General features: G+C 71.9%; 12 protein-coding genes. 7 read left to right on the top strand and 5 right to left on the bottom strand.

Annotated elements, in window-relative coordinates; translation table 11 throughout:
• Positions 1 to 53: 53 nt before the first annotated feature.
• From ACTJIL_RS15360 to ACTJIL_RS15345, 4 genes are all read right to left on the bottom strand, one after another.
• On the bottom strand, positions 54 to 1,964 hold the full coding sequence (locus ACTJIL_RS15360; protein WP_440756480.1) for a phospholipase D family protein: 1,911 nt from the start codon (positions 1,962 to 1,964) through the stop codon (positions 54 to 56).
• On the bottom strand, positions 1,961 to 2,542 hold the full coding sequence (locus ACTJIL_RS15355; protein WP_440756479.1) for a YceI family protein: 582 nt from the start codon (positions 2,540 to 2,542) through the stop codon (positions 1,961 to 1,963). Before ACTJIL_RS15355 ends, ACTJIL_RS15360 begins: the two co-directional genes overlap by 4 nt.
• A complete protein-coding gene (locus ACTJIL_RS15350; protein WP_440756478.1) occupies positions 2,533 to 3,009 on the bottom strand; it encodes a SixA phosphatase family protein in 477 nt (158 codons plus the stop codon). The genes ACTJIL_RS15355 and ACTJIL_RS15350 overlap by 10 nt, the downstream gene beginning before the upstream one ends.
• A 133-nt stretch (positions 3,010 to 3,142) precedes the next feature.
• Positions 3,143 to 3,772, bottom strand: a complete 630-nt coding sequence (locus ACTJIL_RS15345) for a nucleotide-binding protein (protein ID WP_440756477.1) — start codon at positions 3,770 to 3,772, stop codon at positions 3,143 to 3,145.
• Between the two features lie 196 nt (positions 3,773 to 3,968).
• On the opposite strand from ACTJIL_RS15345, the gene ACTJIL_RS15340 reads away from it, so the two are divergent.
• Genes ACTJIL_RS15340 through ACTJIL_RS15320 form a run of 5 tightly spaced genes read left to right on the top strand, consistent with a single transcriptional unit; the run spans position 3,969 to position 9,174 of the window.
• Complete coding sequence (locus tag ACTJIL_RS15340; RefSeq protein ID WP_440756476.1) at positions 3,969 to 4,643, top strand: ABC transporter ATP-binding protein; 675 nt, start codon at positions 3,969 to 3,971, stop codon at positions 4,641 to 4,643.
• On the top strand, positions 4,630 to 5,640 hold the full coding sequence (locus ACTJIL_RS15335; protein ID WP_440756475.1) for an HlyD family secretion protein: 1,011 nt from the start codon (positions 4,630 to 4,632) through the stop codon (positions 5,638 to 5,640). Before ACTJIL_RS15340 ends, ACTJIL_RS15335 begins: the two co-directional genes overlap by 14 nt.
• Positions 5,637 to 6,599, top strand: coding sequence for an HlyD family secretion protein (locus ACTJIL_RS15330; protein ID WP_440756474.1), 963 nt, complete (start codon positions 5,637 to 5,639; stop codon positions 6,597 to 6,599). Before ACTJIL_RS15335 ends, ACTJIL_RS15330 begins: the two co-directional genes overlap by 4 nt.
• Positions 6,600 to 6,604: 5 nt before the next feature.
• The gene (locus ACTJIL_RS15325) at positions 6,605 to 7,924 is read left to right on the top strand and encodes an efflux RND transporter periplasmic adaptor subunit (RefSeq protein ID WP_440756473.1); all 1,320 of its coding nucleotides are present in this window, start codon (positions 6,605 to 6,607) and stop codon (positions 7,922 to 7,924) included.
• Positions 7,921 to 9,174, top strand: a complete 1,254-nt coding sequence (locus ACTJIL_RS15320; RefSeq protein ID WP_440756472.1) for an ABC transporter permease — start codon at positions 7,921 to 7,923, stop codon at positions 9,172 to 9,174. The genes ACTJIL_RS15325 and ACTJIL_RS15320 overlap by 4 nt, the downstream gene beginning before the upstream one ends.
• Positions 9,175 to 9,382: 208 nt before the next feature.
• On the opposite strand, the gene ACTJIL_RS15315 is transcribed toward ACTJIL_RS15320, so the two are convergent.
• Positions 9,383 to 10,447 carry a hypothetical protein gene (locus ACTJIL_RS15315; RefSeq protein ID WP_440756471.1) on the bottom strand — a complete coding sequence of 355 codons (1,065 nt, stop codon included), beginning with the start codon at positions 10,445 to 10,447 and terminating at the stop codon, positions 9,383 to 9,385.
• A gap of 156 nt (positions 10,448 to 10,603) precedes the next feature.
• On the opposite strand from ACTJIL_RS15315, the gene ACTJIL_RS15310 reads away from it, so the two are divergent.
• Together ACTJIL_RS15310 and ACTJIL_RS15305 are read left to right on the top strand one after the other, a co-directional pair.
• Positions 10,604 to 12,370: an Mbeg1-like protein gene (locus ACTJIL_RS15310; protein WP_440756470.1), complete on the top strand. Its 1,767-nt coding sequence runs from the start codon at positions 10,604 to 10,606 to the stop codon at positions 12,368 to 12,370.
• A gap of 53 nt (positions 12,371 to 12,423) precedes the next feature.
• The gene (locus tag ACTJIL_RS15305; protein WP_440756469.1) at positions 12,424 to 13,227 is read left to right on the top strand and encodes an ankyrin repeat domain-containing protein; all 804 of its coding nucleotides are present in this window, start codon (positions 12,424 to 12,426) and stop codon (positions 13,225 to 13,227) included.
• The last annotated feature ends 105 nt before the right edge of the window (positions 13,228 to 13,332 follow it).

The raw sequence follows: 13,332 nt of genomic DNA, 5'->3' as shown, positions 1-13,332 counted from the left end.
TTGTTCGGCAGGCAGACCGGCGGGCGGGCAATGCGCCTGCCGGCGTGACGCGGCTACAGGATCGGCGCCAGCCCCGCGCCGAAGGCGGTGAAGATCCGGGTCATCAGCGACTTGAGGCCCAGGCTGACCTCGGGGAAGTCGCCCACGGGCTCGTAGCACTGGCGAAACCCCGGGTCCGACGGCGGCAGCGGCAGCGGGCAGTCGGGGCCGGGCACGAACTCGTAGCTGGTGGCATAGCGCACCGGCCACAGGTCGAAGATCGGCAGTGCCTCGGACACCTTCGCCAGCGAGTACTCCAGGCCGGAGAAAATCGGCGGCTTGTCGCGGCGGGCGATGGTCCAGGCGTTGGCCGGCGCCATGTCGCGGCGGATGCTGGCGGCGAGCTCTTTCGCGAACGCGGGGTCGTCGATCACCACCGCGCTCTCGGTGTTGTAGTGGTCGCCGCGCGGGTCGAAGTTGTGGGTGCCGACCACGCCGATGCGCTCGTCGATCACCATCGATTTCGCGTGCAGGCCCCAGCGCACCCCGCCGCGCGCCAGCGGCACCGGCTCGTTGGCCGAGAAGCCCGACCAGCGCAACGCCGAGTACTCGCGCCCCAGCGGCCGCCGGCCGCCGGCCTGCGGCACCTGGGTGAACACCGGCGTGCCGTCCTCCCGCCACGACACGCCGAACGCGCCGGTGGCCTCGGGATCGATCGGCGCATCGGCCGGGAACGGCTTGAACTCGTGGATCTCGAAGCCGAAGTCGCGCAGGTAGCGGCGCTTGTACTTGTACGACAGCGCATAGGTGATGAAGGCGTCGGTCGCCGCGAGGCTGTTGGTCGAGACCAGCACGTGCGGTGGATCGTCGCGGTCGTGCAGCTCGCGGAACAGGTCCTGCGCGGCCGGCGACAACACCAGGTACGGCGTCTGCAGCAACACCTCGGACCGTGCCGATGCGATCAGTTCGCGCAGGCCGTGGGTGGACGCGGCAACCTCGTCCTCGCTCGAGCGCCGGTGCTTGCGCGGCAGGTCGGCGATGAACTCGACCTCGCCCACCGGCAGCGCTTCCGACACCAGGCGCCGGTCGACCAGCGCATCGTCGGCGGCGTCGCGGGCCATCCGCTGCGCGCGCGCGGGCTGTTCGAATGCGGGGTGCGGCAGCGGCGGCACGCCCTCGCGCAGGAGGCGCTTGCCGACGTCGACCAGCTCGGCGATGCGGCGGGTGCGGCGCGCGTTCCAGAACGCCTCGAAGTTGGTGGCCATTTCGCGCGTCGCCGGCCCGGCCACCAGCACGTCGCGATCGCGGAAGTTGTAGACCGGATCCCAGTCGTAATAGTCGTCCTGGTAGTTGCGCCCGCCGGTGATGCCGACGATGCCGTCGATCAGCAGCAGCTTGCTGTGCATGCGCTGGTTCAGGCGCCGCCAGCAACAGGCCGCGGCCAGCACGTACTGCGGATAGTTGATGTGGGCGCGCCCGAGCACCGGGTTGTAGATGCGCAGTTCGAAATTGCGATGCGCGCCGGCCAGCGCGGCCAGGGTGTCGACGTGCCGCAGCGCCGAGAGCTGGTCGATCAGCACCCGCACGCGCACGCCACGCCGCGCCGCGGCCAGCAGTTCGTCGAGCACCAGCTGGCCGGCATCGTCCTCGTCGAAGATGTAGGTCTGCAGGTCGATGTCGCGGCTTGCGCTGCGGATCAGGTTCAACCGCGCCAGCAGCGAGTCCTGGCCGTAGTCGAGCAGCAGCGCGTAATGCCGCGGCGCCCCGGGCGAACTGTCCGCGTAGGCGCGGGTGCCCAGCGCGCGCAAGGGTGATGGATCGGCGCAGGCGTCGGCGCGTTCGCAGGTGTCGACGATGGACTGCGCCTGCGCCGCCACCTGCAGTGCCCGCTCGCGCTGCAGCGGCGACAGGCTGGTGCACGCGCCCGTCGCCAGCAGCAGGCCCGGCAGCAGCCAGCGCGCCCATCGCGAGGTGCATCGCATCATGCGTCGCTCTCGGGCACGGTCCGCACCCGCAGCGAGAACACCACCTTGTCCGACAGCGCGAAGCCCCAGCGGCCCATGCCGTAGTCGTCGCGATCGATGCTGCCCCTGGCGACGATGTCGCACTCCACGCCCGGGCGTTCGCAGACCGCGGGGCGGATGACGAAGCTCTCGCGCCGCTCCACGCCGCGGATCGTGACCCGGCCGCCGAGCCGGCCACCGTGGCGGGTCAGGTCGGTCGAGTACGGGTCGGACACGAATTCGACCCACGGGAAGCGGTCGGCCTCGAAGAAACCCTCGCCGCGGGTCAGGCGGGTGAAGGTGGAGCTGCCGTCGATCTCGACCTCGGCCGCGGCCAGCCGCAGCCGCACCTGGTGGCGGCCATCGGGCAGGGTCGCGACCTCGCCCTCGTAGCGCGGGAAGTGGCCGATCAGGGTTTTGCCCCAGCGCGTCTTCAGGGTGAAGCCGATGGCCGAGGCGGCCGGGTCGATCTCGGCTGCGCGCGCCGTGGCCAACAGCAGCGCGAGGGTCAGGCAGGCGGCGGCGAGCGCCGCAACGACATCCCGTGGGGTCACGGCCACCAGAACGCGGACAGGGTCGCGATGCCCGGTTCGATCTCGCCTTCCTTTGGCAGTGCCAGCACCGCGATGCCGCCCGGCGGCATGCCGCGGTAATCGCCGGACTGGCCGCTGTGCATCAGTGCGACCAGGCGTTCGAGCCCCGGGTTGTGCCCCACCACCAGCAGCCGGTCGACGGCCTGGTGGCGATCGACCAGGGTGGCCAGCGTGCCCGGCGAGGCTTCGTAGATGCCGTCTTCCAGGCGCTGGTCGACGTAGCCGATCTGCCCGAGCACCGATTCGAGCGTTTCGCGCGTGCGCCGCGACGGCGAGCACAGGGCCAGGTCGGGCACCAGCCGGTGCTCCTGCAGCCAGCGGCCGGCGGCCTCGGCCTCCGCGTTGCCTTCGGCCGACAGCGGCCGGTCGAGGTCGGACTGCCCCGGGGCGGGCGGCTCGGCGTGGGCGTGGCGCAGCAGGATCAGTTCGCGCATGGGAGTGCCGTGGTTCGTGATGGAGGAGGGATTCGGGCGAACGGGAAGCTTTCGGATGGTCCTCGGGCTGGAAGGCGCGACCGCCCTGCCAAGGCAGCCTTGCTGTGGCGAATCACCGATCCCGGATCGCCGGTCACGACTTCCGCAGCCACTTCAGCAGCGGCTGCCAGTCCTCCTGGTGGTCGCGAACCTGCGCCGAATGGTAGTCGAACAGGCTCTTGCCCAGCCCCACCAGCAAGACGTAGGCCTGGCTGTCGCGCAGCTGCGCGACCACCGGATAGGGCCACTGCGCGAGCAGCTCCAGCGCCTGTTGCGAGGCGTTGGTCCACGGCTTGAGCTTGTTGCCGACCAGGCCGACCCGCAGCTGGCCGCGGCGGATGCGCGGGTGCTTGGACAGCGAGTTGAGGAACGGCACGGTCGCATCGATGTCCAGCGACGACGGCAGCACCGGCACCACCAGCGCGTCGGCGTGTTCGAGGAAGCCGTCGAGCTCGCCGCGCATGGCGCCGGCCGGCGCATCGATGACCACGCGCTGGGTGTCCTCGGGCACCAGCCTGTGCCAGCCCTTGCGGGTGCCGTCGATCGGCAGCACCGCGCTTTCCAGTCCCGCCCGGCGCTCGGCCCAGCGGGTCGAGGATCCCTGCGGGTCGGCATCGATCAGGACCGTGCGCTGCCCCAGCAGCGCCGACTGCGCGGCGATGTGGGTTGCGATCGTGCTCTTGCCGACACCACCCTTGGAACTGGCCACCAGCACTGTCTTCATGCGCTTCCTCCAGGTCGACGAAACGATCCGCGAGGGTACACCGGCCCGGAGATGGCCGCGACCGCGTCGCCTCGACGCTGCGGCGCGGCCGTCGCTATCCTCCCGGGATGGGGAACCGACGGCACGGGGCGTGGTCTTGGAGTGTGATCTTGAACCAGGGACGAGGGCGCGAAGGACGCGCGACGGGGGCCACGCCATGATCGAACTGCAGCAGGTGCACCGTCGCTACGCGATGAGCGGGCAGACCGTGCACGCCCTGGCCGGGGTGGACGTGGCCATCGCCGCCGGCGAATTCGTCGCCGTCACCGGGCCCTCGGGCTCGGGCAAGTCGAGCCTGCTCAACATCCTCGGCTGCCTCGACCATCCCAGCAGCGGCCGCTACCTGGTCGAGGGCCGCGACGTGGCCACGCTCGACGACGAGGCCAGCAGTGACATCCGCAACCGCCGCATCGGTTTCGTGTTCCAGAGCTTCCACCTGCTGCCGCGGCTGTCGGTGCTGGAGAACGTGCTGCTGCCGCTGCGGTTCCACCGCCAGCCGCCAGCCGATGCACCCCAGCGGGCGCGCGAACTGCTGGACCGCGTGGGCCTCGGCGACCGCGGCGGGCACCGCCCGGGCGAGCTGTCCGGCGGCCAGATGCAGCGCGCGGCGATCGCCCGCGCGCTGCTGCTCAGGCCGGCGCTGCTGCTGGCCGACGAACCCACCGGCAACCTCGATTCGAAGAGCGCGGCGGACGTGCTCGGCCTGATCGACGAGGTGCATCAAGGTGGCCAGACCGTGGTGCTGGTGACCCATGACCGCGACGTCGCCGCGCACGCGCCGCGCGAGATCCGCCTGCACGACGGGAAGGTCGAAGCCGATGTCCGGCGCTGACCGCATGCCCGCCGCATGGCTCGCACCGACGCTGCTGGCACTGGCGCTGGCCGGATGGACCGCCACGGTCGGGGCGGTGGTGCTGACCGGCGAGGTCCGGGCGACCGACGCGCAGGCGCTCTACGTGCCGTTCTCCAACAGCTCGCCGGTGGTCATCCGGTTCTTCGTCGCCGAGGGCGAGGCGGTGAAGAAGGGCGACCCGGTGCTGCGCATCGATCCCGGCCAGGCGGCCTCGCAGCTGCCCGAGCTCGACGCCCAGATCGAACAGGCCGAAGCCACCGCCGCCAAGGCGCTGGCCGAACTACAGGTCAAGGCGCTGGAGGCCGAATCCGCGCTGGTCGACGCGCAGGCCGAGCTCGGCGCCGCCCGCCTCGATGCCGGGCTGCCGCGCGAACTGGTCTCCGGCCTGGACCATGACCGCTACCAGGGCGAGTTCGACCGCACCACCCGCGAGGCCGCGCTGAAGCAGGAACAACTGGCCGCCGCCCGCGCGGCGGTGGAACGCCAGCGCAACGACAGCGCGCTGGAGGTCAAGAAGCTGCAGCTCAAGCGCGACTACTACGCCACCCTGGCCGACAACGCCGAGGTGCGCGCCACCCGCGACGGCGTGGTGGTGCACGGCTACAACAACAACTGGCTCGGCGGCCGCATCGACGAGGGCTCCTCGGCCATGCCCGGCAACGAGGCCGGCCAGGTGGTGGCGCCGGGCAGCGCGATGCAGGTCCGCGCCTGGGCGCTGGAGCCGGACCGCCGCGGGCTGCAGGTGGGACAGGCGGTCCGGCTGGCCTTCGACGCCCTGCCCGGCCGCAGCATCGACGGACGCATCAGCGGCATCGCCGGCGCCCCCGAACCCCGCGCCGAATGGGGCACCGGCAGCTACTTCGTGATCGACATCGACCTGCCGCCGAAGACCGGCCTGGCGCTGCTGCCGGGCATGAGCGTGCGCGTCACCACCCCGTCGCCCGCCGCCGGCCAGGCCGCGGGAGCCGCGCCTTGAAGCGGCTGCTGGCCTGCCTGCTGCTCGCCGTGGCCCTGCCCGGGAGCGCGGCGACGCTGCGGATCGACGGCGAGGTCTATGCCCGCAGCAGCGCGCAGATCATGCCGCCGATGGTCGAGGGCATGTGGCAGTTCAACATCACCCAGCTGGCGCCCGACGGCGCGCCGCTGGAAAAAGGCGCGGTGGCGGTGGCCTTCGACGCCAGCACGGTGATGAAGTCGCTGGCCGAGAAGAACAGCAAGCTGCAGGAAAAGAAGCGCGAGCTCGACCGCCTGCAGCTGGAACTCGCCGAACGCGAGCGCAGCAGCCACCTCGAGACCGAGAAGGCGCGCGCGGAACTGGAAAAGGCCGCGCGCAAGACCGAGCAGCCGCAGGAACTGATCGCCGGCATCGAATACCGCAAGCTGGTGGTCGCGCGCGGCCAGGCCGAGCGCAAGCTGGCGCTGGCGCGCGAGCTCGAACGCGCCAACGCGCAGCAGCGCGTCCAGGAGCTGCGGCTGGTGCGCTCGGAGATCGCCCAGCTCACCGCCGACGTCGCGCGACTGGGCAAGGCCCAGGCCGGCCTGACCATCGCCGCGCCGCGCAGCGGCATCCTCATGCACCGCAGCAGCTGGAACGGCGACAAGTTCGACGTCGGCAGCCAGGTCTGGCGCGGTCAGACCATCGCCGAGATCCCCGACCCGGGCACGCTCGCGGTGCGCGCCGAGCTGCCCGAGCGCGACTACCTGCGCGTGCGCTCGGGCATGGCCGTGCGGGTGCGGGTGGAGGGCGGCGGCGGCGTGTTCCCGGCGAAAGTCGTCTCGATCGGGCGCACGGTGCGCAGCAAGTCGCAAGTCCAGCCGATCCCGGTGATAGACGTGGAAATCCGCCTCGACGACCCCGAGGCCCGGCTCAAGCCGGGGCAGGCAGTGCGGGTGGAGATGACCGTGCCCGACATCGCCCCGGCGGTGGCGTCGTGAGCGTCATGCGCCTTCCGCGAGGGCTGTGGCTGGCGGCGGTGCTGCTGCTGGCCGCGTGCGGCGACGCACCCGCGCCACCTGTGACCGAGACGGTTGCCGCCGGCCCGCTCATCCTCGAGGCACGCGGCGACGGCGTGCTGCGCTCGTCGAAGCCCACGCCGCTGCAGGTGCCCGGCACCGGCTGGTCCTCGCGCCGGATCGAATGGATGCTGCCGGAAGGCAGCCGGGTGAAGAAGGGCGAGGTGATCGCCCGCTTCAGCAGCGAGGAAAGCCAGCAGGACCTGGCCCAGGCGCTGGTCGACCTGCAGCGCAACGCGCTGGCGCGCGCGGCCAAGGGCGAGGAACTGGCCGGCGCGCAGGGGCGGGTCGGCGTGGACATGGCCCAGGTCGCCACCGGGCTGGCCATCGCGCGCCGCTACGCCGGTGCCGACTTCAGCACGCTGGCGCGCAACGAGGTGCTCGACGCGATCGAGGACGTGCACTACCTCGAGGCGCGCCAGGACACCCTGCAATGGCAGCGTGATCAGGCCGATGTCCGCGGCGGCGCCGAACAGGCGCTGCTCGACGCCCAGCGCGCGACCTTCGCCCTCGACGCCAAGGCCCGCCGCGAAGACCTCGACGCGCTGGAGCTGCGCGCACCCAACGACGGCGTGCTGATGCTCAGCGCCAGCTGGTCCGGGGTGAAGCCGGCGACCGGCGCGTCGTTGTACGCCGGCAGCGAATTCGGCAGCCTGCCCGACGCGAGCGCGATGGAAGTCGAAGTGTCTCTGCCACAGCTCGAGTCGCGCGGCGTGCGCGTGGGACAGGCGGTGGAGATGCATCCACTCGGGCGCCCCACGGACACCATCGCCAGCAAGCTGTCGTGGGTGGCGAGCGCACCGAAATCGCGCAGCCGCCGCGACCCGGTGAAATACCTGTCGATGCGCGCGCCGGTGCCGGCCGAGGCCGCGACGCGGCTGGGCCTGGTGCCCGGGCAACAGATGCAGGCGCGGATCATCCAGCTCGACGCGCCGAAGGCGATCAGCGTGCCGAACGTCGCCCTGCGCAGCCACGAAGGCGCGCTGGCGGTGCGGGTGCGCGACGGCGGCAGCTTCGCCTGGCGCAAGGTCAAGCTGGGCGCGCGCGGCGTCGCCCGCTCGCAGGTGCTGTCCGGCCTCTCCCCCGGCGACCAGGTGCTGCTGGCGAACGCGGCCGTGCCCGAGGACGACGCAAAGGACGCCGCCGCGGGCAACGACAAGCCGGGCACCGAAGCCGACGACGCAGAGGCCGCCGATGCCGGCGCCGATGCCACCGAAGACGACGCCCCGGAGGCGGACAGCCCATGAACCGCCTGCTCGCCGTCCTGCCCCCGATCTGGCGCGAAGCCGTCGAGGAACTCTGGCGCCGCCGCCTGCGCACCGGACTGACCCTGCTCGGGCTGGTGTTCGGCGTCGGCGCGATCGTGGCCATGCAGGCGGTGGGCGAAGGCAGCCGCCGCGAGGCGCTGCGGCTGGTCGAGAGCCTCGGCCTGCACAACCTGATCGCGCAGGCCCGGCCGCAGGACGAGGACGCGCGCCGCGAAACCCGCGAGCGCAGCCTCGGCCTGAGCGTGGCCGATGCGCGTGCCGCGCTCGCGGTGGTACCGGGCGCGGAGCGCTTTGCTGCCGAAAAGGCGATCAAGACCTACGCGGCCTTCAGCGACCACGGCCGCAGCGACGCCCAGGCCAGCGGCGTGAGCCCGGACTACTTCGCGCTGTCGTCGCTGCGCGTCGCCAGGGGCCGCGCGCTGACCGAGGCCGACGACGACGCGCTGGCCGCGGTGGTCGTGCTCGGGCACCAGGCGGCCGCCGACCTGTTCCCGGGTGGCGGCGATCCGGTCGGGCAACTGGTCAAGGTCAACCATGTCTGGCTGCAGGTGGTGGGCGTGCTGGCCGACCGCGACCTGGGCAAGGACCAGTTCGAGGGCGTCCAGCTCGGGCTGGAAAGCAACCGCATCTACCTGCCGCTGGCCAGCGCGCTGGCGCGCTTCCGCTTCCAGGCGCAGGAGGATCCGCTCGACCGCTTCCTGCTGCGGATCGACGACCCCGCGCGGCTGGCCGCCGGCGCCGGCGTGCTCGGCGCGGTGCTCGAGCAGCGCCACGGCGGCGAGGCCGATTACGAACTGGTGGTGCCGCAGCAGCTGTTCCGCCAGCACCAGCAGACCCAGCGCATCTTCCAGGTGGTGATGGGCGCGATCGCGGTGATCAGCCTGGTGGTGGGTGGCATCGGGATCATGAACATCATGCTGGCCAACGTGCTGGAGCGCCGCCGCGAGATCGGCCTGCTGCGCGCGCTGGGCGCGCGCCGGCGCGACGTCGTGGCGCAGTTCCTGCGCGAGGCCAGCGTGATCTGCATCTCCGGCGCGCTGCTGGGGCTGCTGTTCGGCACCGCGCTGGCGTATGCGATCGCCGCGTTCGCCGGCTGGCAGGTGGCGTGGGCGCCGGTGCCGATTCTGCTGTCGGCCACGTTCTGCGCACTGGTCGGGCTGGCGTTCGGCGTCTACCCGGCGCGGCAGGCGGCGCGCCTGGACCCGATCGCCGCGCTGCGGCACGAGTAGCGCACCGCCCCATCGCTCGCGCTCTTGTAGGAGCGGCTTCAGCCGCGAGCTCTGGCCCCTCCCCTGCGCAGGCAGGGGAGGGTTGGGGAGGGTGTCTTCAGCAGCACCGCGAGCCGTGGGCATCCCCTCAGAGGGAGGGGCCAAAGCAAAAGTTCGCGGCTTCCGCCGCTCCTGCAAAAGCTGGAGGAAGGCGGGCAGGCGGCGCCGCTCAGCGACGCGGCGGCTGCCAGCCCGCGGGCGGTTCCGGGGCGACGCCGGCTTCAGCCAGCACGCGCTCGATCAGGTCCTGTTCGCCTCGGACCGCCGGATCGCGCAGCAGGCGCACGAACTGTCCTGCGCCGCCATCGGGCTGGGCCCCGGCGATGCGGCCCCATTCCAGCATCTGCCAGTCGTGGCGCCGCCGCTGCGCCCGGGCGTCGGTCTGCTGTTCCGGCGTCGTCGCGGTGGCCTGCAGCAGGGCGATGCCGACCGAGGTGCCGAGGCTGGTGTCCGAGGTCTGCACGGCGGTCAGCGCGACCTGCCGGCAATCGGTGCGCCGCGTGGGCGTGGCCTCCAGGGCCTCGCCCCGGCAGGCTGCGGACAACGGCTGCAGCGCGGGCATCGCAACCGCGGCAAGGATCCCCGCGGATGCGACCGCCGCGGCGGCGTCCGGTGCCACGTCGTTGCCGCCGAACATCGCCTGTTCGTCGGCGCGCGGCGGATGCGCGGCGAGCGCGGCCTGCATCCAGCGCAGTTGTTCGTAGTAATGAAAGTCCAGCCGCGCATGGGCGCCCGCCTTCGGCAGCCAGGCGTCGACCTGGTCGCCGGCGACCAGCAGCGGCGCGAGGTTGTCCGGCTCCAGCCGCTGCCAGCGGTCAGCCGCCGCCGCGCGGATCGCCGCATCGACGCGGGTGTCGGCCTGCATCAGTAGCGCGTTGGCGAGCACGTCGCTGCCGGCGCGTGCCGAGGCCAGCTGGCGCCACTGTCCGACGCGCGCATCGCGCGGACTGGGCAGCGAGCGCGCATCGCCGCCCGGCGGTGCTTCCGGCGGGGACCAGTCGGCCAGCTGCAGCAGGGTGGCGGCGAAGGCCAGCTCGCGCGGCTTGCCGCTGGCGGCCAGCTCGGCCGCCGTGCGGGCGTAGTAGCCCCCGACTGCATCCTGCGCCGCCTGCAGCTGCGCGGCTTCCCCGGCATCCATCGCCTGGTCGTCGGGCGGCAGCTGCGCACCACAGGCGAAGGCGGCGCACAGCAGTATCGCGACCAGGCAGGCTGGGCAGCTCAGGCGTGGCGTCATCGGGCACGGCTCCGGATCAAGGCGGGATGGCGACGACGATAACCCGGGCCCGCCACGCGCACGCACCCCGTGCAGACCCCTAGGGTCCGTCCCAGCTGTTGCCGCGTTCAGGTTCTGCCTAGCCTGCGAGCATTCCATCCGTGTCGGAGACCGCAGATGCTCATCGCCCAGGAAAGCGCGCCGCAGTCGTACATCAGTCCGCTGCTGTCGCAGGCCAACCTGTTGCAGGGCCCGCGGCTGCAGCCGTTCCAGCCAGCCGACACGTATCCCAAGGGCGATGGCACGTTCAGCGGCCAGGCCGCCGGGACCCAGCCGCAGGCCGATCTCGACCAGCAGCTGGCGATGATGTCCAACGACGCCTACGCCGCCGACAACCCCAAGACCGAGCAGGCACTGCAGGACGCCGGCTGGAACCGGCTGGAACCCAACGAAGCCGGCAATGCGCTGGTCGACGCGCAGGGCCGCGAGATCCCGATCGACCCGGCGCTGCTGAGCACCGGCAACGGCTTCGACGCCGCCATCTACCAGAACGACCAGGGCCAGTACGTGGTCGCCTACCGCGGCACCGACAACTGGGGCCTGACCAATCCCGGCGACGCCGACGACAACGGCCTGCAGGGCCTGGGCTTCGAGACCGGGCAGTACAGCGACGCGATCGCCCTGGCGCAGCGCGCCGAGCAGGTGTTCGGCGACGGCAACGTCGTGGTCACCGGCCATTCGCTCGGCGGCGGCCTGGCCTCGGCCGCGGCGCTGGCCACCGGCGCGTCCGGGGTGACGTTCAACGCCGCCGGCCTGAGCAACGAGACCCTCGAATCGCTGGGCTTCAACCCCAACGCGGTGCGCGACTCGGTCGCCGACAACGGCCAGCTGCGCCGCTACATCGTCAACGGCGACCCGCTCAATGGTGCCCAGCAGGACATCCCGATCCTGCCGATCATCCCGGTGTCCCCGCCCAACGCGCTCGGCCACGAACTGCGCGTCGATCCGCCGGCCGGCATCGGCTTCGACCTGGCCAAGCTGCACGGCGGCGGCGGCGACGGCGCTTCGTATGTCGACGCGCTGGCCCAGAACACCCCGTACGACCCGGCCGACCGCCCCACCCTGCCCGAGCGCGCCGGCACCGCCGTCAATGACGGCCTCGATGTCGTCGGCGACCAGGCCGGCAACCTGATCTCCGACATCGGCCATGGCGCCGACCGCCTGCTCGATGGCGCCGGCTCGCTGCTGCGCGGCAACCCCATCCTGTTCCCGGGCGGCTGGGTCGCAGGCACCGTGCTCGACGGCGCCGGCGCCCTGATCCGCAACACCAGCGACCTCGCCGGTGCGGTCGTCGACGGCGGCCTGGACCTGCTGGGCAACGTTGCCGAGCCGGTGATCGGCTTCACCGGCAACGTCGGCCGCGACGCGCTCGAGAACCTCGGCGAGTTCAACCTCAACCAGCTCGGCAACCTCGCCCGCCAGGGCACCGACCTGTTCAACGACGTGCGCGGCAACGTCAGCGAGACCGTCGACGGGATCTCCGATGCGGTCAACAACGAATTCGCCAAGGGCGACCTCGTCGAAGGCACCTTCGACGTGGTGGGCAGCGTGCTCGACGGCGGCATCGACACCCTCGGCGACGCCGCCTCCAGCCTGCTCGGCTTCGGTGGCGACAGCGTGCAGAACGCGACCAACGCCGGCGGCAACATGCTGCGCGACCTCGGCGAGGAGCTCGGCCTCGAAACCCCGTTCGACGCCGTGGCCGGCTTCGTCGAAGGCACCGGCAAGGTGGTCAGCGACGTGGCCGATGGCGCCGGCAAGGTGGTCGACACGGTCACCGACGTGGTTGGCGATGGCGTGGAGGCGGTGTCCGGCTTCGTCGGCGACGTCGGCCAGGGCATCTCGGACGTGGCCGGCAAGATCAATCCGCTGAAGTGGTTCTGAGCGATGGGCCCGGCCGCGGCCACTGCCGCGGCCTGACGGTGTAACTTGCGGCCATGGCTGCAACCTCCATCCCCGGCACCCGCGCCGGCACTTTCGTCTCCATCCCATCCCGGTATCGCCGGCCTGTCACGGTGCTGCTGCTGGCTTCGCTTATGCTGGCGTCGATGACCGGCTGCGCCGGAGAGGGCAACGACTTGAACGACGGCAAGACCTTCGCCAATCCCACCCATGTCCAGTTCGCTGCCGCGGTCCGCAACGGCGACGACAAGCTGGCGCGCGAGCTGGTCGCCGCCGGTGCCAATCCCGATGCGGTCGACGACAAGGGCGTGCCTCTGCTGCAGTGGGCGATGCTGCAGCAGGACCGCGGCGCCTACCGCCTGCTGCTGGACCTGCACGCCGACCCCGCCCGCGGCAACGCCGATGGCCAGACCGCGCTGCACCTGGCGGCGATGGGCAAGGACGAGTTCTGGCTCGACGACCTGCTCGAGCGCGGCGTGAGCCCGGACGTCCCGAACACCGTCACCGGTGCGCCGCCGCTGTTCGACGCGCTACGCGCAAGGCTGCCGGACAACGTCGACCGCCTGCTCAAGGCCGGCGCGCGGCTCGACACCCATGACCGCAGCGGCACCACGCCGCTGCACCAGGCCGCGCTGGTCAACGATCCCGCGTCGGTGCTGAAGTTCCTCGAAACCGGCGCCGACCCGCGTGCCACCGATCGCAACGGCGCGACCTTCCAGGACTATCTGTACGACGGCGATCCGGCAGTACTCAACGCACCCACGCGCAAGGCCCTCGCGGCGATCAACGCCTGGCTGCGCGCGCACAGTGTCCCGGTCAAGGACGCAGCGGCGCGGTAACCCGCTTTCTTGCTCCTTGCAGGAGCGGCTTCAGCCGCGAGCCTTTCGGAACGTCCACAGCGGAATCAAGAATTCGCGACCGAAGCCGCTCCTGCCGCGCGCACC

The organism is Luteimonas sp. 22616, from assembly GCF_052044325.1.
Taxonomy (GTDB): domain Bacteria; phylum Pseudomonadota; class Gammaproteobacteria; order Xanthomonadales; family Xanthomonadaceae; genus Luteimonas.
Note: the sequence above shows the minus strand (reverse complement) of the source record. Positions and strands in the feature narration are given on the sequence as shown.